Below are 23780 nucleotides of genomic sequence, written 5' to 3'. Positions count from 1 at the left end.
GGTTCGCAAACGCCGAAACCGCGAGTACGCATACTTTGAGACCGACGATAGCACGCTGACCGGCCCCGAGAAGGCGATGGGCATTGGCCAGTTGGAAGACTCACAGACACTGGGGCCAGAAACTCGTCGCTCACAGCGTTCGTGCGTCGCTGTCACACCCCACAGCGATTAGTCCCTCGCAGCCTACTATCGGGTGATGAGTACGCATCCGGGATTTCACTCGTTGCACGAGGAGACATCGGCCACGCTCCCGGTTACAGGCGACCTCCCTAGGTGGCTGACCGGAAGTCTGCTTCGGAACGGCCCCGGAGCTTTCTCGTTCCCAGACGGGAGTGCCGTCGACCACTGGTTCGACGGGCTGGCGATGGTGTCTCGGTTCACGTTCGACCCCGCGGACGCTGACGGTGACTCTGCAGTCCACTACCGGAACCAGTTCCTCCGGACGGACGCCTACGAAGCCGCCCGCGTGGGCGAGTTCGAGGGTGGGTTCGCGACCGGCGAGACGACACTGCGCTCGCGGTTGGCCACGTTCCTCACCGACCCCTACGACAACACGAACATCGTCGTCGAGCGGGTCGGAGACAGCTACGTCGCGCTCACGGAGTCGCCGCGATGGGTCGCCCTCGACCCCGACAGCCTCGACCTGCGGGGGCACGTCGAGTACGACGGCGACGCCCCGTCGGGACAGCTCTCCTGTGCGCACCTGAAGCGGGACCCGACGACGGGCACGCTCGTGAACGTCGACACCGAGTTCGGTCGGACGAGCCAGTACCACGTTTACACCATCCCCGAACCGGGGACACGCGAGCACGTCGGCAGCGTTCCGACGGACGAACCCGCCTACATGCACAGTTTCGCGCTCACGCCACGGTACGTTGTGTTGACCGAATTCCCGCTGCGGGTCGACCCGCTCCGCTTCCTGAAACCCGGGCGTCAAGCCCCGTTCATCGAGCAGTTCGAGTGGGAACCCGACAGGGGCACACGGGTCGTCGTGTTGGACCGCACGAGTGGCACGGTCGTCGCGGCACCGACGACCGACCCGGTGTTCGGGTTCCACCACGTCAACGCTTTCGAGCGGGCGGGCGGCACCGAAATCGTGTTCGACCTCGAAACAGTCCCGGACGCGACGACAATCGACTCGCTGTATCTCGACAGCCTCCGCGACGGGGAGATGGGTGCCATCGCCGGCAGACTCGAACGCTTCACCGTGGACCTCGGTGACCCGACCGGTCACGGTCGGTACGACGCCGAGGACGTGACCGTCACGCGCGAGGTGCTACACGACAGCGGCACGGCCCTTCCGACCGTGTCGCCGGCCCGCTGGTGCCGTGAGCATCGCTACGTCTACGCGATGGACATGCCCCAACCAGTGACCGAGTGGGCGCGTGGCGTGGTGAAATACGACACCGAAACCGGCGACGTGACCGAGGCCGACGCCGGCGGTGACTACTTCGGCGAACCGATTTTCGTCCCGAATCCCGAGGGCGACGCCGAGGACGACGGTGCCGTCGTGACCGTCGCACTCGACGCCGCCGCCGACCGTTCACGATTGGTCGTCCTCGACGGTGCGGACCTCACCGAACGGGCCCGAGTGACGTTGCCGCACGCGCTTCCCTTCGCCTTCCACGGGCGGTACTTCCCCGAAATCAGGGCACCGTCGTGACCGACCTCCCCAACACGACTCGCCCCCTGTTTCGTCCGTGGGCGGCTACCCTGCCCCAATTCAGGTCGTCGTCCAGCCGCCGTCCACGGTGAAGACGCTCCCCGTGCAGTACGACGAGGCGTCACTGGCGAGGAAGACGGCGATGCCCTTCAGGTCGTCCGGTTCGCCGAGACGACCGAGTACTGTCTCCTCGGCCATCTGCTCGTGCATGGCGTCCATCCCGGAGTCCTTGCGGAACGCGCCGCCGCCGATGCCCGTGTGGGTCCACCCGGGGGCGATGGCGTTGACGCGGATGCCCTGCTCACCGAGGTCGGCGGCGGCCTGCTTGGTCAGCTGTGCGACCCCGCCCTTCGAGGCGACGTAGGCGGCGACGCCGGGGAAGTCGGAGGCGACGCTACTCAGGACGGAGGCGGTGGTGACGATGGACCCGCCGTCGTCCATCGCCCGTGCGGCCTCCCGGACGGTGTAGAAGACGCCATCGAGGTTCACGTCCATCACCTCGTCCCACTCCTCGACGGGGTAGTCGTCGGTCGGCAGACTCAGGCGGCCGATGCCGGCGTTGGCGAAGGCGGCGTTGAGGCGGCCGAAGTGGTCGACCGTCTCTTCGACCATCGCTTCGACCTGCTCGTGTTCGGACACGTCCACCGTCAGCGCGAGCGTCTCGGCGTCGAGGTCGGCAGCGACCGTCTCGACGCCTTCCTCGTCGATGTCGGCGAGGGCCAACCGCGCGCCCACGTCGGCACACGCCTCGGCGTAGCCCTTCCCGATGCCCGACGCCGCGCCGGTGACGAGCACCACGTCGTCGTCCAGTCGGAAGCGGTCGAGGACCCCCATCTCACTCGCCCCCGTCGAACCGCGTGACGTACTCGATTTCTTCGGGTTCGAGTTCGTCGTCGTCGAAGGCGCGCTTGGCGATGGAACGCATGTGCGCCTCGTCGGCCCCGTCGATGATGCGGAAACAGCGGACGTTCTCGTAGAAGTCGGCCAGCGGCAGGTCCTTACCGATACCGTTGCCGCCACACACCTGCACGCACGTGTCGACGATGTCCTGGACTGTCTCGGCGGCGAACACCTTGGACATCGACACCTCGGTGTCCGCACTCCCTGTCTCGGCTATCTGCCGAGCGGCGTGGCGGACCATCGTCCGAGCGGCGTGGAGACGCATGTGCGCGTCGGCGATGTCGAACCGGAGCGACTGCTTCTCGCTCAGCGTGTCGCCGTAGGCCGACCGCTCGTCCATGTAGGCCTTGGCCACGTCCAGCGACCGGTCGGCCATGCCCATAAATCGCATACAGTGGGTCAGCCGGGCCTTCCCGAGGCGTTGCTGGGCGACGGCCAGTCCGCCGTCCTCCGGACCCAGCAGGTTCTCCTCGGGGACGCGGACGCCGTGATACTTCACCTCCGAGTGTCCCATCCCGGACTCGCCCATGTGCGGGATGTCCCGGACGAACTCGACGCCGTCGGCGTCGGCGGGCACGATGAACGCCGAGGTGCCGACGTAGGGGTGGACCTCCTCGTTGGTCCGGGCGACGACGATGAGGAAGTCGGGTTCGCCGGTCTGGCCGTGCGTGGTCCACCACTTGTGGCCGTCGATGACCCACTCGTCGCCGTCCTTCTCGGCACTGGTCCGTATCTGCTTTGCGTCGGACCCACAGCCGTCCATCGGTTCGGTCATCGAGAACCCCGACGAGATGTCGCAGTTGGCCAACGGCCGGAGGTACTCCGCTTTCTGTGCCTCGGTGCCGGCGTGTTCGAGGATTTCCATGTTCCCCTCGTCGGGGGCGGCGACGTGCATCGCGCCCATGGCGAAGATGGACCGTCCGGCCTGCTCGAACACCGGGAGCAGGTCCACGAAATCGAGGCCGAGACCGCCGTACTCCTCGGGAATCTGCGGGCCGAACACGTCGCGCTCGCGGGCAATCTCCCGGAGTTCCTCGACCAGTTCCCGCCCCTCTTCCTGCCGGTCTGCGTCGCTCCGGTGGTCACGCTGTCCGAACAACGCACGCTCGCGCGGCAGTACCTCCTCGTCGACGAATGCACGGGTCCGCTCCGCGACTTCCTGTGCGCGCTCCGAGTCTTGGTATCCGATATCCATGCGCTTAGTTCAACGACCAGATGAGTTAATTATACTGCATTCTTTCAGTAACATCTTTAAATTGCCTCTCGGAACAACCTTCCAATGGCAGACGCAGACGACCTCGTCGACCGCGGGAATCTGCGGACGTTCCTCGCGGAGCGACTCGGGGGGGTAGACGAGTTCGACGTAGAGCGACACGAACAGGGGTTCTCGAACGAGACGCTGTTCGTCACGTGGGGGGACCAGCAGTTGGTCGTCCGGCGGCCGCCGCCGGGCGAGACGGCCGACACGGCTCACGACGTGCTCAGAGAGTACCGCGTCGTCGACGCCCTACAGGCGGGTGACGTGCCCGTGCCGCGGACCGTCGCCGCCAGCGAGGACGGCGTGATGGGGTGTCCGTTCTACGTGATGGAGCGGTTGGACGGCGACGTGATGCGGTTCTCCGAACTCGACCGGTTCGGCGACGCCGATGCACGGCGCGGCATCGGCGAGGAGATGGTGGACACGCTCGCGGCCATCCACACCGTCGACTACGAGGCCGTGGGGCTGGGCGACTTCGGCACCCCAGAGGGGTTCACCGAGCGGCAGGTCGACCGCTGGACCGAGCAGTTCGAGTGGGCCTTCGAGGAGACGACCAGCGAGCGCGAGGTGCCCGAAATCGAGCGTATCGGTGACTGGTTGGCCGAGAACGTCCCCGAGGACCCGGCGCACACGCTGGTCCACGGCGACTACAAACTCGACAACGTCATCTTCGCGCCGGGGACGCCGCCCGAAATCGCGGGGGTGTTGGACTGGGAGATGTCCACGCTCGGGGACCCGCTCTGTGACTTGGGGTGGTTGCTCTTCTTCTGGCTCGACCCGGAGGACGACCTGACGACGCTGATGCAGACGATGGCCCCCTCGTTCACCACGCACGAGGACTACCTCACCCGCGGCGAACTGGTCGACCGCTACGAGGAGCAGACGGGCGTCACCGTCGAGAACCAACGCTTCTACCGGGTGCTCGCGGTGTACAAGATGGCCGCGTTGGGCGAGATGTTCTTCGCCCGTTACCTGATGGGCAACTCGGACAACACGCTCTATCAGATGATGGAGGACGGCGTCCCGACGATGGCCGACCACGCCGTCGAAATCATCGAGGGCGACCGGCCGCTGTAGATGCCGCTCCACACCGTCGACCGCTTGGAGGATGTCCCCGACCCGGTACCGGATGCCGACTTCGTGGTGGTCGACGTCATCATCTCCTCGACCAGCATCGTCCGCCTGCTCGAAGCCGGTGCGGCCTACGTCCGCCCGTTCGCGGACCCCGAGGCCGCCCGTTCGTTCGGGGCCGAGACGGACGCGTTACTGGTCGGCGAACAGGGCGGCGCGCCCGTCGAGGGGTTCGACGCCTCGCCGCTGCCGTCGTTGCTCCCCGAGGACATCACGGACCGACCGGTCGGCATTCTCACCTCGAACGGGACGCGCGCGTTCGAGCGTATCGGTCACGACGGGACCATCTTCGTCGGGAGCACGGTCAACGCCGCCGCCGTCGCGTCGACACTCGCCGAGAGAGACCGGGAGACGTGGCTGGTCGCCGCCGGCCGGGGTGGCGACCCAACTCCCGAGGACTCGGCTGGCGTCGAACTCGTCCGGCGGTGTTACGAGGACAGGCTGACGACGGACGCCGCGGCGTCGCTGGCGGCGACTGTCGAGGAGAGCGGGACGGCCGGGTGGCTGCGGGAACTGGGACTGGGCGACGACGTGAACGCACTCCTTCAGTTCAACGAGAGCGACGTGGTGCCGCGACTACGTGACGGCGTCTTCGTCGCGTAGGCTGTGAGTCCGTCCGGGGTGTGTCACCTTCTCCCGTCGCGTTCACGGAGTCGTAACGTATTTCAGGTGCAGGGGGGCTATTTACACGTGCTCAGTGTGTCCGGACTGGGGTATTGGTATCCTACAGCCTTGTGGTGGCTGTGAAGTGGGTTCGATTCCCACGTCCGGACTTGTCTGTTTTATTATAATAATGGGCGTGATGAGCCGAATCGATTTCATTTTGTCCGCGCGAGGCTAGTATTTATTTTACTACTGAACGAAACGAATACTGATGGTAGCACACCACTGTCCGACTTGTACTCGGTCGTTCGAGACCCGCCGGGGTCTCGGTGTCCACCATAGTTCGGTCCACGACGAACGGTTGCCAAACAGGGAGTGCGACCGCTGCGAGGAGCGGTTCTACAGCGAGTCGGCACGGGCCTACTGTTCAGAGGACTGCCACGATGCGTCGGTATCCTACACGGGAGCGGACAACCCGAACTACCGGGGCGGGAAGGAGACGACGGCGTGTGACATCTGTGGCGACGAGTTCGAGTACTACCCCTCTGAGAAGGACGGCCTGTACTGCGCCGAGTGTGTCGAGGACGAATCGTGGCGGCCACGCCCGTCCTTGGAGGGCGAAGCGAACCCGCGGTGGGCGGGCGGAAAAATATATGTTCCCTGTCATTCATGCGGTGATACTGTAGAACGGCATCCGAGCGAAGTGGCAGGTGAAGTGACGTTCTGTGGCTCGGATTGTCAAGCAGAGTGGCTCTCGGACGCTTTCACGGGTGATGGGCACCCCAACTGGAAGGGCGGAGATACGGGTCCGTACGGCAAGGGCTGGAATCGCGTGCGCCGACAGGCACTCGAACGCGACGACTACGAGTGTGCGGTCTGTGGGAAGTCGAAGGCGGAGATCGGGCGGAATCCGGACGTTCACCACATCGTACCGGTTCGTGCGTTCGAGCAGTCCGACGAGTGCGACCGGACGGACGCACACGAACTGGGGAACGTCGTCTCGCTGTGTATCGACTGTCACCGGAAGGCGGACTTCGGGACGATTCCGAAGTCCGCGCTCCGCGAATCAGTCAGCGCGTGACGCGGGAAAACCCCTAATTACGTCGAACCCCTCTCACGGACAGATGCAGGTCGCACTCGTGACTGTCGGCGACGAACTGTTGGCGGGGGACACGGCGAACACGAACGCGACGTGGCTCGCTGGCGAACTGGCCGACAGTGGTGTGACCGTCGCGCGTGTCCTCGTGGTACCGGACGAGATGGCGGCCATCACGGAGAACGTTCGGGCGTACAGCGACACCTACGACGCGGTCATCGTCACCGGCGGCCTCGGTGGGACGCCGGACGATATCACGATGGCGGCCGTCGCGGCGGCGTTCGACCGCGAACTCGCGGTCGACGAACTGGCGCGGGCCGACGTGGAGGAGACGCTGGACGCTATCGCGGGGGACTATCCGGACATCGATGTGGACGTGACTGCGGAGGCGACGATTCCCGCGGGGGCACGTCCGCTTCTCAACCGTGGCGGTCTCTCGCCGGGGTGTGTGGTCGAGAACGTGTACGTCCTCCCGGGGATTCCGGGAGAGATGAAGACGATGTTCGCCGATGTCGCGGACGAGTTCGACGGCGACACCACCGCACGATACCTCTACACGGACCGCCCGGAGGCGAACCTCATCGACCCGCTGACCGACGCCCAGTCACAGTTCGACGTGCGCGTTGGCTGTTACCCGGACCGGGACGCGGGCCACAATCGCCTGAAAGTGAGCGGCGAGGACCCTGCCGAAGTCGACGCCGCGACGGAGTGGTTGCTGGTCGAAGCCGGGGCCAGCGACGACCCCGACGACGTAGAGCGCGTACGAGCAGGCGAGGAGTAGGCTGAGGCGATGCGGCCGCGAGGCGGAGCGGTCGCGGAAGACACCAGTACAGCATCCGGACGCGAGCCAGTGGTTCGCCTCCGGCCTTTTTGACCCACGTTCGCAAGAGCGAAGCTCTTGCGCAGCCCACCAGAAATCTCCGATTTCTGGGGACGTTTTTGCGCGAGCGGTGACGCGCTCCGCGCGTCACCCGGTGCGGAAAAAGGTGGGTTCAGAAGCGTTCCGGATGCGACGTGAGCGACTCCTCGCGGTCCTCGGCGAGTTTCTCGCCGCGGTACGCGCCGCTCTGTTTGATGATGCTGAGTGCGGTCATGATGTCCGAGCGGGTGATGATGCCCGCGAGCGATTCCTCGCCGGCGCGGCCGTCGCGCTCCATGACGAGCAGGCGGCCGACGCTCGCCTGCTGGAGGGTGGTCATGGCGTCCATCGCGTCGGCGTCCGGGGCGATGGTGTGGAGGTCGGTGGTCATCACCTCGTCGACGCGGAAGGCGTCGCGTTCGACGTCGTTGACGCTGAGGGCGTCGTCGAGGGCGACCAGTCCGACCACCTCGCCGTCGCGGACGACGGGGTAGCCGGTGTGGCGTTCGCGGAACATCCGTTCGAGCAGTTCACCGACGGTGGTGTCGGGGGAGACGGTCCGGACTTCCTCGACCGGGGTCATGATGTCGCCGACGGTGACGCCCTGAAACGCCGCCCGCATGACCGTCTGCTGGGCCTCGCTGGAGGCACCGATGTAGATGAAGAAGGCGATGGCGACGAGGAAGATGCCGCCGCCCCCGAACAGGCCGAACAGGCCGAGCAGGACGGCGAAGACTTTCCCGACTTCGGCGGCCCACTGGGTCGCCTTGGCGTAGGGGAACGACCGGGCGAGCAACGCCCGGAGGACGCGGCCGCCGTCCATCGGGAAGCCGGGGAGCATGTTGAACGCCGCCAGCGCGAGGTTCATGAGCGCGAGGTAGCCGAGTAGGAACTTCACAATGGGGAGGCTCGCCGGCGTGCCGAGGAAGGCGGCGTACGCGCCGACGCCGAGGCCGATGCTGACGATGGGACCGGCGATGGCGATGAGCAACTCCTGTTTCCAGTCTTCGGGCATCTCGGTCAGTTGGGCGACGCCACCGAACAGCCAGAGGGTGATGGAGTCGATGGGGAAGCCAAAGCGCATGGCGACGACGGAGTGGCCGAGTTCGTGGAGGACGACACCGACGAACAGGCCGATGGCGGCCACGGCACCGATGGCGAGGGCTAACCCGGACGCTGCGAAGGCGTCGGCGGGGATGGCGGCACCGAGCGTGTCGTTCAGGATGGAGACCCACTCGCCGAGTTGGATACTGATAATCCACGCGAACAGCGGCAGGACGAGAAGAAAGGTGAGATCCAACTTGATGGGAATGCCCACGAGACTCCCGATTCGGAAGCTTCGCATACCCGACCTACGCCCGCACCGCCCTTAACGAGTGTGACCGGTCCGTGCCCACCGAACATATGTCGACCGACGACGTACCGGCCGCGTATGGCAGACACTGACCCGGAACCGCTGATTCGACGGGCCGACGACGTCGAGTACGAGACGGTCGACGCCGCCGACGGCGTCGAAAAGGGCGTCCTGATAAACGAGGCCCACGGCGCGCCCAACCTCGCAATCCGTCGGTTCACGCTCGCCCCCGGTGGTGGGATTCCGAAACACACCAACGAGGTCGAACACGAGCAGTACGTCCTCGCCGGGGAGTACACAGTGGGTGTCGACGGGGCGGAACACACCGTCTCCGCGGGTGATTCGCTGTTCATCCCCGCGGGTGTCGTCCACTGGTACCGCAACGACGGCGACGAGGAGGGGGCGTTCGTCTGTGCCGTGCCGACGGGCGACGACGACATCCGACTGTTGGACGACGAGGAAGCGAACCGCTGAAATAGGACACTCGCGTACCGTGGCCCGTGTCAAAGCAGGTTGCGCGGGTGGACACGCTGTTCCTCCACGAGTCCGGCGACGACTACCGCGTGGTCGTCCAACGGGACGGTGAGCGACTGTTTCAGGCCGTCCTCGAACTCAAAGAGACCAGTGCGGGACCCCGACCCGGCCGGTTCCGTGTCAAGGAGGGGACCAGCGAGGACCCGCGTGACCCCGAGCAGTTCGTCGAACTCGCCCGCCGGGCCGACCGCATCCGCATCTCCGAGCAGACCTCGCGGAGCGGGCGCGAGCGGCTTCGAGCGATGCTCGACGGCTACCAACTCGACGCGAAAGTCGTCCGGACGTGCCGGCTCTGTGCGGGCGAGGGGCGGTACTCGCCGCTGACAAGTGAGACGGCAATCGAGAGCGACGACGAGCACATCTGCCCCGACTGCGCCCGCGCACAACTGGACCGCGAACTCGCCTTACAGGGCGACCTCAGCGCGAACGCCCGGGACCGACTCGAAGACCTGCTGTTGGACGTACAGGACCTCGACCGTATCACGAACCTTCTGGCCGGGCAACTCGACCCCGAACTGACGAAGTTCGACGAAATCAGCGCGACGCTCGACGACGTGGACCTCGTGCCGGTCGATTCTCTCTCGCTCCACCCGGGCATCCAGTCGAAACTCGAATCCCGGTTCGACACGCTCCTGCCCGTCCAGAGTCTGGCCGTCGAGAACGGTGCCCTCGACGGTACCGACCAGCTCGTCGTGAGTGCGACGGCGACGGGGAAGACGCTCATCGGCGAGATGGCGGGGCTGAACCGCGTGTTGAACGGCGAGGGCAAGATGCTCTTTCTCGTCCCGCTGGTGGCACTGGCGAACCAGAAGTACGAGAGCTTTCAGGAACGGTACGGCGACGTGGCCGACGTGACCATCCGCGTCGGGGCGAGTCGTATCAACGACGACGGCAACCGCTTCGACGCCGACGCCGACATCGTGGTCGGGACCTACGAAGGAATCGACCACGCGCTGCGGACGGGGAAGGACCTCGGCGACATCGGCACGGTCGTCATCGACGAGGTACACACGCTCGGCGAGGACGAGCGCGGGCACCGACTCGACGGCCTCATCTCGCGGCTGAAATACTACTGTGAACGCGGGACGACGAGAGCGGCCCGGAACGAGCGAGCGGGCGACGCCCGCGAGCAACGGGTGTCGGACACCCAGTGGATTTACCTCTCGGCGACAGTCGGGAACCCCGGACAGTTGGGGGAGAAACTCGGTGCAAAGACCATCGAGTTCGAGGAGCGTCCGGTCCCCATCGAGCGTCACGTCACGTTCGCGGACGGGCGCGAGAAGGTCGACATCGAGGACAAACTCGTCAAGCGGGCGTTCGACACGAAATCCTCGAAGGGGTATCGCGGACAGACCATCATCTTCACCAACTCTCGGCGGCGCTGTCACGAGATATCCCGTCGGTTGCAGTACTCCGCCGCCCCCTATCACGCCGGGCTAGATTACAAGCGGCGGAAGATGGTCGAGTCGCAGTTCGCCGAGCAGGAACTGGCCGCCGTCGTCACGACGGCGGCGTTGGCGGCGGGCGTGGACTTCCCCGCCTCGCAGGTCATCTTCGACTCGCTGGCGATGGGCATCGAGTGGCTCACGGTCCAGGAGTTCGAGCAGATGCTCGGCCGGGCGGGGCGGCCGGACTACCACGACGAGGGGACGGTGTACATGCTGGTCGAACCGGACGGCGCGTACCACAACAGCATGGAGATGTCCGAGGACGAAGTGGCGTTCAAACTCCTCAAAGGGGAGATGGAACCGGTGGTCACGCGCTACGACGGGGCGTCCGCCGTCGAGGAGACGCTGGCGAACGTCACCGTCGCGGGCGAACACGCCAAACGACTCAACGACCGGATGGTCGGGACCGTCCCCACGAAACACGCACTCGCCAAACTCATCGAGTACGAGTTCATCGAGGGTCTGTCACCCACGCCGCTCGGGCGCGCCGTCACGCGCCACTTCCTCGCGCCGGACGAGGCGTTCCTGTTGCTCGACGGGATTCGGAAGGGACGGGACCCCTACGACATCGTCGCCGACATGGAACTGCGCGACGACGAGTGACTATTCGAGGTGGTGGTAGTCGAGTTCGTACCCATCGTCCAGTGCCGCCTGCACCTCCGGAGAGGGGTCGCCGGGTTCCCGTGTGGCCAGTGTCATCTCGTCGTGGTCGTCGGCGACGGCGAGGACGTTGCGCTGCCACTCGGGGTCAGTTTCGGGGTAGTCCGTCCGGTAGTGCGCACCGCGTGACTCGGTGCGGTGGGCCGCCGACCGGAGCACCGCCTCCGCGAGGGTGAACATGAAGCCCAAATCGAGCGCGTACTCGAAATCGAGCCCCGTGCGGTCACCCTCGACCCGCAGGTCGCGTGCGCGCTCGCGGAGCGACGCGAGTTTCTCGCGGCCGGCGGCCAGCGACTCGCCGTCCCGGCTGATGCCCGCGTGTTCGGTGAGCAAGTCGCCGAGGTCCGCCGTTAGCTCTTCCGGGCGCACGTCGCCGTCGGCACTCACGAGGGCGTCGAGCGTGGCGAAGTGTTCCGCGGCCGCCGTCTGCCACCGCTCGGGGATATCGGTCGGTGCCCGTGGTGCGTAGTGGGTGGCGATGTGGTCGCCGACTATCTTCCCGAGTGCGACCGTCTCGGCCAGCGAGTTGCCGCCCAGTCGGTTCGCGCCGTGGACGCCCGCCGTCGTCTCTCCGACGGCGTAGAGACCCTCGACTGTCGTCTCGCCAGTGGTGAAATCGACGTCGACGCCGCCCATCGTGTAGTGTGCGGTCGGAGCCACCTCGACGGGTTCCTCGGCCAAGTCGACGCCGAGGGTCATGAACCGCTCGTACATCCGGGGCAGACGCTCCTCGATGAAGTCCCGGTCACGGTGGCTGATGTCGAGGTGGACACCGCCGTTCGCGGTGCCGCGGCCGGCGTCGATTTCCGACCGGATGGCCCTGGCCACAACGTCGCGGGCGTCGAGTTCCATCTGGTCGGGCGAGTACCGCTCCATGAACCGCTCGCCGTCGGCGTTGTAGAGTCGGCCGCCCTCGCCGCGGACCGCCTCGGTGACCAAGCGACCGTTCCAACTCTCGTCCCACTCCTCTCGGGCGACCATCCCAGTCGGGTGGAACTGGACGAACTCCGTGTCCATCAGGGCCGCACCGGCGTCGTACGCCAGCGCGGGGCCGTCGCCGGTGTTCTCGTCTTCGCGCGAGGAGTGGCGGGACCACAGGGCCGAGAACCCGCCGGCCGCGAGCACGACGTGGTCGGTCCGGAACAGAACGGAGTGCCCGTCGTCCATGTCGTACCCGACCGCACCGTAGACCCGGCCTCCGTCCGAGAGCAGTTTCGTGACCATCACGTTCTCTCGGTAGGGAATCGACCGCTCCTGTGCCTGTTCGACGAGAGTGTTCAGCATGGCCTCGCCGGTGCGGTCGCCGACGAAACAGGTCCGCCGGAACGACTGCGCGCCGAAGTACCGCTGGTCGATGTCCCCCGCGTCAGTCTCGGCGAAGGGCGTGCCCCACGCCGCGAGTTCGCGGATGCGGTCCGGCATCGCCTTGGCCACCGTCTCGACGGCGACGGGGTCGTTGACGAGGTGACCCTCGTCGAGGGTGTCGGCGGCGTGTATCGCCCACGAGTCCTCGTCGTCGAGGCTTCCGAGGGCGGCGTTGATGCCGCCGGCGGCCACGTCGTGTGTGCGTCGCCGTGGTCGCGCTTGCCGATGACCAGCGGCTCGATACCGTGGTCCGCCAGCGCGATAGCCGCCCGCGCACCGGCGGCACCGGCACCGACCACGAGGACCGGGACCGACACCTCCTCGTACGCGTCTGCCGGTGCGTCGGACGGGACTGTCTGGCTGGGCATGATAGTGTTCATTTTCGGAGAGAACTGCGTACACTATCGTACGGTCTGGACACCTAGACGCGTTCTGGAAAATGAGGTTTCGTGCCCTCAAATCGGCGTGAAGCGGAGAATAAACGTTCAGATAGTATTGGCATATATCCGATGTCGATGAAATATATTATATTTGATACTATCCGGCAAAACGCTCCTGCTGGTCGCTGCCGAAATCAATGGTTTTTCTACGGCAGGGACTGAGATGGCGTGCGTGTCTCTCCCACCCGTCACGCCGGGGATGACACTAGTTTTCACGCTCATCCTCGTCGCCCTCGTGCTGTTCGCCACGGAAGTCGTTCCCATCGACATCACCGCTATCGGGGTGATGGTGACGCTCCTGTTGGTCGAACCGCTCTCGGCGTTCGCCGCCGATGTGGGCCTCCTCGCCGAACGGGTCGTCGTCCTCAGCGACGGGGACGCGACGGCCGTCGAACAGGGCTTGTCAGGGTTCGCCAGTGCGGCGACGATTACCGTCCTCTCGATGTTCGTCCTGAGTGCCGGCGTCCAGCGGACGGGCATCATCCAGGTCGTCGGGGCGAAAATCGCTACCGTCACCCGCGAGAGCGAACTCAAGCAGTTGGGCGCGACTATCGGATTCGTCGGCCCCATCTCGGGGTTCATAAACAACACGGCGGCGGTGGCGATTCTCCTCCCGATGGTCACCGACCTCGCCCACGAAGGCAAGACGTCGCCGTCGAAACTCCTCCTCCCGCTCTCGTACGCGTCGATGTTCGGCGGGATGTTGACCGTCATCGGGACCTCGACCAACATCCTCGCCTCGGAGATATCCGGCCGACTCATCGGCCAGTCGTTCTCGATGTTCGAGTTCACCGCACTCGGGGCCATCGTCACGGTGGTCGGGTCGGCGTACCTCCTGACGGTCGGTCGGTGGCTGACGCCGCCGCGCATCAAACCCGAGTCGGACCTGACCGAAGAGTTCGAGATGGGCGAGTACCTGACGGAGGTTGCCGTCCGCGAGGATTCGTCCGTCGTCGGCCAGACCGTCCGGGAGACGCTCGCAACGACGGACTTCGACGTGGATATCGTCCAGTTGATTCGGGACGACGAGGTGTTCCTCGAACCGCTCGGCGCGAAGGCGATTCGGGCGGGCGATGTCCTCGCGCTTCGGACCGACCGGGACACCCTCGTCGAACTGAGTGACCTCGACGGGTTCGACCTCATGCCCGACGTGACCGTCGACGACGAGACGCTCGAAGCGGCCAACGAACGCCAGAATCTCGTGGAAATCGTCGTCGCACCTGGGGCGACTATCGCCGGCAAGACGCTCGATGGTCCGGACTTCCGACAGCGTTTCGACGCGTCCGTCCTCGCGTTCCGCCGGGGCGACGAGGTCATCCGCGAGCGCATGGACCGCCTGCGTCTACGGGTAGGTGACACGCTCCTCGTGCAGGCGACACCCGAGACCATCGACCGCCTCTATCAGGACCGCAACTTCATCGTCGCCGGGGAAGTCGACCGCCCCGACTTCCGGACCTCGAAGGTTCCCGTGGCACTCGGCATCGTCGTCGGTGTCGTCGGTCTCGCGGCAGTCGACGTGTTGCCCATCGTCACGTCCGCGCTCGCCGGCGCGCTGGCGATGGTCCTGACGGGGTGTCTCAAGCCGACGGAAGTGTACGAGTCCGTCCAGTGGGACGTCATCTTCCTGCTCGCGGGTGTCATTCCGCTCGGCATCGCCATGGAGCGAACCGGCGGGGCCGACCTCATCGCCGACGCCATCGTCTCCACCGCGACGACGCTCCCGCCCATCGCAGTCCTCGGGTTGATGTACGTCGTCACGGCCACCCTGACCAACGTCATCAGCAACAACGCCAGCGTGGTGTTGATGATACCAGTCGCCGTGACCACCGCACAGGACCTCGGCGCGAACGCATTCGCGTTCGTCCTCGCGGTGACCTTCGCCGCCTCGACTGCCTTCATGACGCCCGTCGGCTACCAGACCAACCTCTTCGTCTACGGGCCTGGTGGGTACCGCTTCACCGACTACATCCGCGTCGGTGGGCCGCTACAGGTCCTCTTCGCCGTCGTCACGACGCTCGGCATCGCGTTCTTCTGGGGACTGTAGACGAAACGCTTACTTCCCACCGTCTGAGAGATGTGAGTGCGGGACCGTGGGTTAGCCTGGTATACTTCGGGCCTTGGGTGCCCGTGACCCCGGTTCAAATCCGGGCGGTCCCATTCCTCTTATAGATAGTGCGAGGCGAAAACCCACGGCTTTAGCCGTGGGATGAAGCCGATAACAGGGAATCAAATCACGCGACAGTGGCAGGCTGACCCCCAGTATTTAAGAAATGTCTGACTTGCGTATAATATATCGAGGTGCGGCGCACCGTCCCCGTCGCACTCGACGTGGACAGTGACGACGCCGCACTCCTCGACGACACCGTCGATACGTTCCGCTGGTCGGCGCAGTACGTTGTTGACCACGCGTTCCAAGGCGAGTATGTCACCACCAGCAAAACACGGTTGGACGACGAAACGTACGACGACGTGCGCGAGAAAACAGACGGGTTCAACGGTGGACTCGTGCAAGCCGCCCGCAACAAGGCGGCCGAAGCCTGCAAGAGCGTCGTCGCCCGCTGGCAGAACGGGAAGAAAGCGTCCAAACCCACGTTCACCAGCCCGCACATCGTCTACGACAAACGTACCGCGACGTTCCACGAGGACTGCGTGAGCCTCGCCACCACAGACGGTCGGGTGGAAGCCGAGTACGTGTTGCCCGACGAGGACAGCAACACTCCCCACTCCGAGTACCTGTTTTCAGACGAGTACGAGACGACGGGTGCGGAACTACACTATCGTGACGGTGACTGGATGCTTCACATCCACTGCAAGACGGACGTGGAGTCTGACACGTCGGCACGGGCGACACCTGAGAACGGCACGGTTCTCGGGGTTGACCTCGGCGTGAACAACCTCGCCGTCACCTCGACTGGCACGTTTTGGACGGGCGACGAGTTCGAGCACTGGCAGCATGAATACGAGAACCGCCGTGGATCGCTCCAGCAGTGCGGGACGCGCTGGGCGCACCAGAACATCCAATCCGTTGGACGGAAAGAGGACGGACGGTTCAAGCTGATGCTTCACCGCATTAGCAACGAACTCGTCGCCGAAGCCCGTGAGAACGGGTGTTCAGTCATCGCGTTTGAGGAGTTGACCGACATTCGTGAGCGGACTGGTGCGTCGTGGGGGCACAAATGGGCGTTCGACCGCCTGTACGAGTACGTCGAGTACAAGGCTACAGAACACGGAATAGTGGTCGAGCAGGTTGACCCTGGGAATACCAGTCGGCGTTGCTCGCACTGTGGATTCACGCACCCAGACAACCGTACCGGTGAACGGTTTGAGTGTCTAAAGTGCGGGTACGGGAACCACGCGGACTACAACGCCGCGAAGAACATCGGTTTGCGGTATCTCCGTCGCAACCAAACTGGGGGCGATGGAGGCGTACCCTTGGGCGTGCGCTTGAACAGCGGGACGCTGAACGTGAACGGAGGCTATTCTCCTGCCTCGTCAGAGGCCAGAACGTGAGTCCACGCTGAATCCCACGACTTCAGTCGTGGGTAGCTCAACCGTTCAAGATCTGCACTACAGCGGTGCGTCCCAACTACACAAGGTTACGGTCCAGACTCGAAATTCCAACCACGGTACGGTCGCACCCCCTCGCCGTCTCGGGTCTTGGAGTACACACCAGCCTGTAGCACAGTACGTCTATGTGCCTACAGACGGTCCCGTTAGGAGACTTCGCTTCTCGGCCCGGGAGAGCCGCCTGGAGCGATTCCTCTCTTATCAGGGTATTTTTGCGGATCACGCCATTTACCGAGTTCGATCGCTACGCAGTCTGTTGATTTGCTAGCCTCATACGTCGTTTTCCCGTCGTGTCGTTGGCCGGAGACTCCCCCGACGGCTGGAAGGTCGAAGTCGCCGGGATTCGGCTCGTGAACCCCGAGGATGAACTCGAACAAAAGCGGGATGCGAATACCGAAAATGCGGTTTTCACCTATCGGGATGCGGCTTTTCTTGTTGTTGATATCGACCCGGACCGCAGGCGGTCTGTGGCTGGGAGGGGACTCAGCCGGCTGAGTGTTCGTCAGCCTGTCCCGTGCTGTCGACGGGTAAAGCGCGGACGATACGGCCGGTTAGTATTCGTGGAACACCCGACCACACTGAGTACACTTGACCCGCGCGGAGCGGAACCACGGGTTACGTTTGACTACCGGACCGTGACAGTCGGGACACACCCCAGTACCGTCGCCGTCCGCCACGCGCGCTGAGAGGTCCAGCAGCATATCCTCGAGTTCGTCGATCTGCTGAGCCTGTTCCTCGATCGTCCCACGCAGTTCTTCGATGCGTTGTTCACGCTCTTCGACTGATTCGATATCCAAGACGGCTTCTGATACCGTCTCGGTGGCACCATCCTCGGCCGTCATCTCGGCCTCGCTGGCTTCGGACGACTGCTCGCTCTCGGCCGCAGCCTCTTCTCCGTCCGCTGAGCCGTTGTCCGTCATATCCTGTTATGTGTGCTGTTCTCGAATCAATCTACTGGATAATTCAACGAGATTAGTGCCCGGCTACTGTCCGACGGTGAGAGAAGCCCAACCAGTCAGGCACTCCTATTTTTATGATAGAACCCAACATTTGGCTGTATGCTAGCACCACTACAAGCGGGCAGTTTGGGAGTTGAGGGCGAGGGCATTTGGCTGGCCCTCGGAACGGTACTGATGCTTCTCGGGATGGTGTACTTCATCGTGCGAGGATGGGGTGTCCAGGACCCCCGACAGAAGGAGTTCTACATCATCACCATCCTGATTCCCGGCATCGCAGCCGCATCGTATCTATCGATGTTCTTCGGGTTCGGCTTGACAGAGGTGCCGGTCGGCGAGGCGTACAACTCATTCGCGGCAGCGAACGGCGGTGTGCTCGAGGTCTACTGGGCCCGGTACGCAGATTGGCTGTTTACCACACCGCTGCTGTTGCTCGACATCGGGTTGCTTGCGGGAGCCAGCAACCGTGACATCGGCTCCCTCGTCGGCCTCGACGCGTTCATGATCGTCACCGGCCTCGGCGCGACGTTGATGCGTAACGGCGTCGCCCGGTACGCCTTCTGGACCATCAGCACCATCGCGATGGTGCTCCTGCTGTACTTCCTGTTCGCAGTGTTCACCGAGGCGGCGTCCGACCTCGACGAAGACGCTCGGGGAACGTTCAACATTCTCCGGAACCTGATACTGGTGACGTGGGCAATCTACCCCATCCTCTGGCTGATCGGGACGGAGGGTGCCGGTGTCGTGAACCTCTACGTCGAGACGCTAGGCTTCATGATCCTCGACGTGACCGCGAAGGTCGGGTTCGGTTTCATCCTGCTCCGCAGCCGCGGCATCATGGGCGACGAGTCAGCACCGACCCCGTCCGCTGAGGAAGCTGCCGCCGACTGACAGCGCGTCGACCGAATCGGCGACTGAAAACATTTTTTAACCGACGAACGACGGGATGAGATAGATGGACGAAGAAGACGAGGTGGAAGTCGAACAATTGAATACCCGTGCAGCCGCTGGACTCGTCGTTTCCGTCGTAGTCGGCATCGTCGGACTGTTTCTCCTCCCGTCGTTGCGGTCGCTCGGGGTGAGTTTCGGAGTCGCGTTTTGGTCGTTGCTCGCCTTGGAGTTCGCCGCATTCCTCGGTGTCTTCGCATCGGTTCGGCGACTTCACCAGCCGTTGGAGTGACCGCGTTAGCGTTCGAGCGACCCGTCGTAGGTCCGGTCCCCCGCCGAAAGTGATGGCTCGACTACTTCGAGCGCGCGCTCGAAATGTCGTCTCAGGAGGAGTGCTTCGCGGTCCCGGTCGGAACCGGACGAGTTCTCGACGTGTTCTTCGAGCGCGAGCAGTCCAGCCTCCCTGACGACAGCCGCGATGTCGCTTCCGGTGTACCCCTCCGTTCGGGCCGCAAGTGCCTCACAGTCCGGGTTCTCGACCGGCCGGTCGCGCGTGTGGACTCTGAATATCTCGGCCCGCTCGGTCTCATCAGGGACCGGAACCTCGACGAGACGGTCGAAACGGCCCGGTCGCAGGAGCGCGTCGTCGAGCTTGTCGGGTCGGTTCGTCGCGCCGATGACCGTCACGTCGTCGTTGCCCCGGATGCCGTCCATTTCCGTGAGAAGTTGTGAGACGACCCGCTCGGGTGCCGACCCGTCTCCATCTGTCGAGCGTGCCGACCCGAGACTGTCTACCTCGTCGAAAAACACCACCGTCGGAGCACTAGCCCGTGCCTGCTCGAAGACCAGCCGGACCGCTCGCTCGCTCTCCCCGACGTACTTGTTCATCAGTTCCGGACCACTCACCGAAATGAAGTTCGCTTCGGTCGTCGAAGCGACTGCCCGTGCGAGCGTCGTCTTTCCGGTTCCCGGAGGACCGTACAGCAGCACACCGCCGACCGGATCGATGCCAAGCCGTTCAAACGACGCCGAGAATCGGATTGGCCACTCGACCGCCCGCCTGAGCTCCCGCTTTGCCGTCTCAAGGCCGCCGATGTCGTCGAACGAGGTCGATGGCACCTGCTGACGAGTCCCGGCCATCTGCTGTGGTTCCGTTTCCTCCAGTGCCGTCCGGAAGTCCGTCTCACTGACCACCGGCTGTTGTTCGTCCGACCGGTCAATCGCAGTTTCGACCGCCCGGGACCGTAACGACAGCAGATCCGCAGCGACGTAGCCGAACGCGCTCCGACCGATGGCATCCACATCGACAGACGGATCGACTGGCGTGTTCCGCATCAGCACCGAGAGTATGTCGCCCCGGTCGTCGTCGGTTGGCCGGTCGACCCTAACTGTTCGGGCGAGGAGCTCCCCGCGTAGGAACGACGGTGGCAGGTCGTCGAACTCACGAGCCTCTCCGACGACAACCGTACTCGACTCTTTGGCGTACTGCCGAAGCCACTCACGGAAGCAGGTGGCTCCCGGGCTGTCGTCCGAATCCGCGAGGAAGTCGTCCAGCCCATCGACGTGGACGATTCCGGGACCGGGTCCGGAGACGGCTGCACCAGCCTCGCGGAGTCGGTCACGTACGGCGTCGGGGTCCTGCGGCGAGAACGTCCGCGCGTCCACGGAGTGGACCGTCGCGTTTGCCCGCCAGACTGCGTGCCCGAGCAGGTGTGTCTTGCCGACACCGCTGGGACCAACGAGCAAGACGCCAGCCCGGGCTGTGCCGTCGAGCGCGTCTGCCCGTTCCCGGTCGACAAGCGGGCCGACCACCGCCAGATTGAGTTCCCGGATCGTTTCATCGTATCCACCGACCAGCTCCCCTGCAACCGGCTGAACCCGCCGGCCCGACGCGGCCGGTGCCGGTCCGTCTGACAGGTCCAGCTGTGTGTTCTCGTCGACAACCACCAGTCCGGAGGGGCGCGTCTCAGTCACTCGGAGCGGAGCGGAGATCGACCCTTCGAAAAACGACACCTTGAGCTCATCGCCGGGCGATATCGGACGCTGGCCGATGGCTTGGCGGACTGCGGCCTCGCCCCCCGCGAGCGAGAGTGCCGGGACCGGTGCCAGTTCGACCGCCCTTGCAGCAACCGGAGTGGCAGACTCTATGAGCACTACGTTGCCGCTTCCGGCTTCCAGTTGGTCTGCGAGACCGACGCCCAAACGGGCCGTGCCCGGCTCGAGAGAGGGCTCTATCTCGGCCCGCCGTACCGTCGAACCGCCGGTGCCATCGAGCACGCGGACTGCGTCACCGGCACTGGCCCCGATCGACGACGAAACGTCGGGTGCGAGTCCGACCGGCCGCTCAGCATCTGCGACTGTCACCACTGCACGCGTTCGGTAGGACATACTGTTATGAATCCTGCAAGGCTTCCGGAAACGGGTTGCCATGAAGCACGTACCTAGTGCCACAGAAGGCGAGGATCGCGAACGGCACGAACAAGATACTCAGATACACCACCCACTCGTTCAGGTAGCTCACAGTGTTGCCAGCGACCAGCACGAGCGAGGCGGCAACCAGTGGTAGCCAGTCTTCGGACGGAATGCCTATCATGTGTTGTCGTTCAATCGTGCGTCGGTCAGTAGTATCGGTGCGATTATCGGCGGGCCGCGATCCGGGCGGCGGACCGACCGAGGATGAGTATCAGTACTCCGACACCGAGGACGGGAACCGCCCCCACCCCGGCACCCTCGAGCAGACCGACCGTGCCGAGACCGAACGCGCCGACTGCGGCGATGGCGTGCGCGAGAAACACCCACGGGTGGATGTCGTGGCGCTTGAACCAGCCCCGAACTCCGGAATTGTTCTCGATGCGTTCGTTTCCGGACACACCGATAGTGTAGGAACGCATCCTAAAGAAGATAGCGTCCAGCGGTTGCGAGGAGAACCGGTCAACCAGCTGGTTCGCTCGGCTACGGGCCTCCGTTGCAAGGGGCACGGTTGTCCGTGACCTGTCCCGGGCCGTGGAGAAGCGTTTCGCGGTCGCTATCGACCTGCGCCGAGCACGAACGGTCCAACAGCACCGCTGTCTACGTCTGCCGGAGGAGGGCAAGCATTCTGAACGTTGCTAGCGGCTCCGGCAGCACTCCAAGGGACGATCGAGGCCACCGACACGGTGTCGTCGGTCCCTACAGACGGCCGCTGGACGAGCGGGGTCGCGTCCGCGTTGCGGGCAGTCGCCGGTGGAGTCCGGTCGCCATCGCGACCCCACCGAGAACGGCGAGCGTACTGACGAGGACGCCAACGGCGAACTCGGCGGTCGGGGTGAGGAACGCGGTGAAGGCACCGAGCGCGCCGACGCCGACGAGACAGGCGGCCGCCACGACCGCCGTCGCGACGACTGGGAGCGGCCGCTCGCGAATCCGCGCACGACTCGCTCGAATCGCCTCGGGAATCGTGTGGCCAGTGCGTACGACGTCGACGAACACGAGCGGGAGGTACACCAGACAGACGACACCGGGGACGAGGAGGAGGAGTGACCCGAGGAGAACCGCGACGGTTCCGCCGAGCAACACGACACCGGCACGCAGGAGCCGACGAACCGTCCGACTATCCGCATCGGGCCGGTTCGGCTTCGATTCGTCGGTGCCACCGAGGAAGACGACGAACGCCGCGAGCGACCCGACTGCCAGCCCGAACGCGACGACCAGCAGCGTGACGGCCCCCAACGTGGTCAGCGGGAGCGAGACGGCGTACTCGAACCGAAACGACGCCGGGAGTGTGGCCCGGTGGAGTTCGGCCAGCCGATTCACGGCGACGTTTACGAGCCCTATCGCCACGCCGAACGCGGCGACGGCCAGCAACTGACTGTACGACTCTGAAAGGCCCGCGTGTGAACCAGCGGTGTCCATCTGGGAGGGCATCCTACCGGAACGACGGCCGCGGCGATATATATGAATTTTCAAAAATATCTTACAATTAACTCCCGGTATATCTGTGAAAGCATGAGAGAATCGCTCTGAACGCGCTTTGCGTCAGACGAGCGTCAGACAAAGACTGTACCTTTATTGGTACGAAGCTCACGGCGTGATACATGAAGCGACGCGCCCTCCTGGCAGCCCTGACCCCGCTCGTGGCGGGGTGTTTCAGTGGGACAGACCCGGAATCGGGACAGACCGAACGGCCGACGGCGGAGCCGACGAGTACCCCGACTACGGAACAACCGACCGAGACGCCGGAACCGACACCGACGACGACCGAAACGACGCAGACACCGACCGGTGACCAGACTGCCGCAGCAGAGAAGATACGGATTGCGCAGAACAACCTCAGAGAGGCCGTCTACACCTACACCGGTGGGACGACGGACGACCTGCTGAACGTCTCTGCGGAGACCGAGGAGTTCGACGCCCGCACCGTGTTGCTGAAACTGGACGCGGTCCAGACGGCGACCAACGACGCGGAGGACCTCGCTGCGACCGACGAACAGGAACAGCTCGTCGCCTCGCTGATGGAGATGGAACGGTTCCTGACGTACGCGGCCGACCTCCAAGCCCGACTGATTCTCGGCCACGACACGACCTCCGAGGCGCGCGCGGCACTCGAAGCCGACGACAGGGACGAGGACACCATCGAATCGACCCTCGACACCCTCAGCGATGTCGTCGACAACACGGAACAACCGCTTACCGAGGTGCGTGACAACGTCGACGCCGCGAGCACCGACGCGACGAGTACAATCAGTAGCGACGAGTACGACCGGAAAATCACGCAGTTCGAGCACGAACGGAGCGTGCTGGTCGACCTCAACGACGCGCTGCTGAGCATTTACGCTGCTGTCGAAGACATCGAGGAGGCGCGAGAAGAGGCCGACTACGGCAACGAGGACGACGCCGAAGAGATGGCGGATATGGCGGCCGAGACGCTCGACGACGTGGTGGATGACCTCGACAACCTCGAAGACGACCTGCCGTCACGCGCCGACGCCTTCGAGGATTCGGTTGCGGATACGCTCGACATGGCCGAAGAGTACCTCCGGGAGGCCGAGGACTTCGAGGTTTCGTACAACTGACCGCGGC

Annotated in this window: 20 protein-coding genes, 1 tRNA gene and 2 pseudogenes; 13 read left to right on the top strand and 10 right to left on the bottom strand. The window is 64.6% G+C overall.

The window, feature by feature from the left end; genetic code table 11:
* Positions 1–196: 196 nt before the first annotated feature.
* Positions 197–1663, top strand: a complete 1467-nt coding sequence (locus MUG95_RS06810) for a carotenoid oxygenase family protein (protein WP_247010311.1) — start codon at positions 197–199, stop codon at positions 1661–1663.
* A gap of 60 nt (positions 1664–1723) precedes the next feature.
* On the opposite strand, the gene MUG95_RS06805 is transcribed toward MUG95_RS06810, so the two are convergent.
* Both MUG95_RS06805 and MUG95_RS06800 read right to left on the bottom strand, forming a co-directional pair.
* The gene (locus MUG95_RS06805) at positions 1724–2497 is read right to left on the bottom strand and encodes an SDR family NAD(P)-dependent oxidoreductase (RefSeq protein WP_247010310.1); all 774 of its coding nucleotides are present in this window, start codon (positions 2495–2497) and stop codon (positions 1724–1726) included.
* A gap of 1 nt (position 2498) precedes the next feature.
* The gene (locus MUG95_RS06800) at positions 2499–3752 is read right to left on the bottom strand and encodes an acyl-CoA dehydrogenase family protein (RefSeq protein WP_372608195.1); all 1254 of its coding nucleotides are present in this window, start codon (positions 3750–3752) and stop codon (positions 2499–2501) included.
* A gap of 90 nt (positions 3753–3842) precedes the next feature.
* On the opposite strand from MUG95_RS06800, the gene MUG95_RS06795 reads away from it, so the two are divergent.
* The 4 genes from MUG95_RS06795 (at position 3843) to MUG95_RS06780 (ending at position 7432) form a co-directional block, all read left to right on the top strand.
* Positions 3843–4898, top strand: a complete 1056-nt coding sequence (locus MUG95_RS06795) for a phosphotransferase family protein (protein ID WP_247010308.1) — start codon at positions 3843–3845, stop codon at positions 4896–4898.
* Complete coding sequence (locus tag MUG95_RS06790) at positions 4899–5555, top strand: 2-phosphosulfolactate phosphatase (protein WP_247010307.1); 657 nt, start codon at positions 4899–4901, stop codon at positions 5553–5555. It abuts the gene before it with no gap.
* Positions 5556–5826: 271 nt separating this feature from the next.
* Positions 5827–6636, top strand: a complete 810-nt coding sequence (locus MUG95_RS06785) for an HNH endonuclease (protein WP_247010306.1) — start codon at positions 5827–5829, stop codon at positions 6634–6636.
* 43 nt (positions 6637–6679) lie between these two features.
* Positions 6680–7432 carry a competence/damage-inducible protein A gene (locus MUG95_RS06780; protein ID WP_247010305.1) on the top strand — a complete coding sequence of 251 codons (753 nt, stop codon included), beginning with the start codon at positions 6680–6682 and terminating at the stop codon, positions 7430–7432.
* A 211-nt stretch (positions 7433–7643) separates the two neighbouring features.
* Here the strand turns inward: MUG95_RS06780 and MUG95_RS06775 are convergent, their stop codons facing one another.
* Complete coding sequence (locus tag MUG95_RS06775; protein ID WP_247010304.1) at positions 7644–8855, bottom strand: CBS domain-containing protein; 1212 nt, start codon at positions 8853–8855, stop codon at positions 7644–7646.
* An 87-nt stretch (positions 8856–8942) separates the two neighbouring features.
* Here MUG95_RS06775 and MUG95_RS06770 point away from each other — a divergent pair, with 87 nt between their 5' ends.
* Together MUG95_RS06770 and MUG95_RS06765 are read left to right on the top strand one after the other, a co-directional pair.
* Positions 8943–9338 carry a cupin domain-containing protein gene (locus MUG95_RS06770; RefSeq protein WP_247010303.1) on the top strand — a complete coding sequence of 132 codons (396 nt, stop codon included), beginning with the start codon at positions 8943–8945 and terminating at the stop codon, positions 9336–9338.
* 26 nt (positions 9339–9364) lie between these two features.
* Positions 9365–11449: a DEAD/DEAH box helicase gene (locus tag MUG95_RS06765; protein ID WP_247010302.1), complete on the top strand. Its 2085-nt coding sequence runs from the start codon at positions 9365–9367 to the stop codon at positions 11447–11449.
* Here MUG95_RS06765 and MUG95_RS17035 read toward each other — a convergent pair.
* Positions 11450–13128, bottom strand: a pseudogene (locus tag MUG95_RS17035) (L-aspartate oxidase). It lies immediately after the preceding gene.
* Positions 13129–13239: pseudogene (locus MUG95_RS17030) on the bottom strand (hypothetical protein); the annotation flags it as partial.
* 271 nt (positions 13240–13510) lie between these two features.
* Between MUG95_RS17030 and MUG95_RS06750 the strand changes: the two are divergent.
* The 3 genes from MUG95_RS06750 (at position 13511) to MUG95_RS06740 (ending at position 16821) form a co-directional block, all read left to right on the top strand.
* Complete coding sequence (locus MUG95_RS06750; RefSeq protein ID WP_247010462.1) at positions 13511–15355, top strand: SLC13 family permease; 1845 nt, start codon at positions 13511–13513, stop codon at positions 15353–15355.
* 40 nt (positions 15356–15395) lie between these two features.
* Positions 15396–15468 (top strand) — tRNA-Pro (locus MUG95_RS06745).
* A 135-nt stretch (positions 15469–15603) separates the two neighbouring features.
* A complete protein-coding gene (locus tag MUG95_RS06740; RefSeq protein WP_247010461.1) occupies positions 15604–16821 on the top strand; it encodes an RNA-guided endonuclease InsQ/TnpB family protein in 1218 nt (405 codons plus the stop codon).
* 608 nt (positions 16822–17429) lie between these two features.
* Here MUG95_RS06740 and MUG95_RS06735 read toward each other — a convergent pair.
* Positions 17430–17798 carry a Med9 domain-containing protein gene (locus MUG95_RS06735; protein ID WP_247010301.1) on the bottom strand — a complete coding sequence of 123 codons (369 nt, stop codon included), beginning with the start codon at positions 17796–17798 and terminating at the stop codon, positions 17430–17432.
* A 138-nt stretch (positions 17799–17936) separates the two neighbouring features.
* Here MUG95_RS06735 and MUG95_RS06730 point away from each other — a divergent pair, with 138 nt between their 5' ends.
* The gene (locus MUG95_RS06730; protein WP_247010300.1) at positions 17937–18725 is read left to right on the top strand and encodes a bacteriorhodopsin; all 789 of its coding nucleotides are present in this window, start codon (positions 17937–17939) and stop codon (positions 18723–18725) included.
* Between the two features lie 64 nt (positions 18726–18789).
* A complete protein-coding gene (locus MUG95_RS06725) occupies positions 18790–19014 on the top strand; it encodes a hypothetical protein (RefSeq protein WP_247010299.1) in 225 nt (74 codons plus the stop codon).
* Positions 19015–19019: 5 nt separating this feature from the next.
* Here MUG95_RS06725 and MUG95_RS06720 read toward each other — a convergent pair whose 3' ends face one another.
* The 4 genes from MUG95_RS06720 to MUG95_RS06705 all read right to left on the bottom strand — a co-directional run bounded on the left by MUG95_RS06720 (position 19020) and on the right by MUG95_RS06705 (position 22625).
* Complete coding sequence (locus tag MUG95_RS06720) at positions 19020–21110, bottom strand: AAA family ATPase (protein WP_247010298.1); 2091 nt, start codon at positions 21108–21110, stop codon at positions 19020–19022.
* 4 nt (positions 21111–21114) lie between these two features.
* Positions 21115–21315 (bottom strand): hypothetical protein, encoded by a 201-nt coding sequence (locus MUG95_RS06715; protein WP_247010297.1) that lies wholly within the window; start codon positions 21313–21315, stop codon positions 21115–21117.
* Between the two features lie 43 nt (positions 21316–21358).
* Positions 21359–21592: a hypothetical protein gene (locus tag MUG95_RS06710; protein WP_247010296.1), complete on the bottom strand. Its 234-nt coding sequence runs from the start codon at positions 21590–21592 to the stop codon at positions 21359–21361.
* A 298-nt stretch (positions 21593–21890) separates the two neighbouring features.
* Positions 21891–22625 (bottom strand): hypothetical protein, encoded by a 735-nt coding sequence (locus MUG95_RS06705; protein ID WP_247010295.1) that lies wholly within the window; start codon positions 22623–22625, stop codon positions 21891–21893.
* A 170-nt stretch (positions 22626–22795) separates the two neighbouring features.
* Here MUG95_RS06705 and MUG95_RS06700 point away from each other — a divergent pair, with 170 nt between their 5' ends.
* On the top strand, positions 22796–23773 hold the full coding sequence (locus tag MUG95_RS06700; protein WP_247010294.1) for a hypothetical protein: 978 nt from the start codon (positions 22796–22798) through the stop codon (positions 23771–23773).
* The last annotated feature ends 7 nt before the right edge of the window (positions 23774–23780 follow it).

This window comes from Halorientalis litorea (assembly GCF_023028225.1).
GTDB lineage: Archaea > Halobacteriota > Halobacteria > Halobacteriales > Haloarculaceae > Halorientalis > Halorientalis litorea.
The sequence above is the reverse complement of the archived record's forward strand: the minus strand, read 5'-3'. Positions and strand labels throughout refer to the sequence as shown.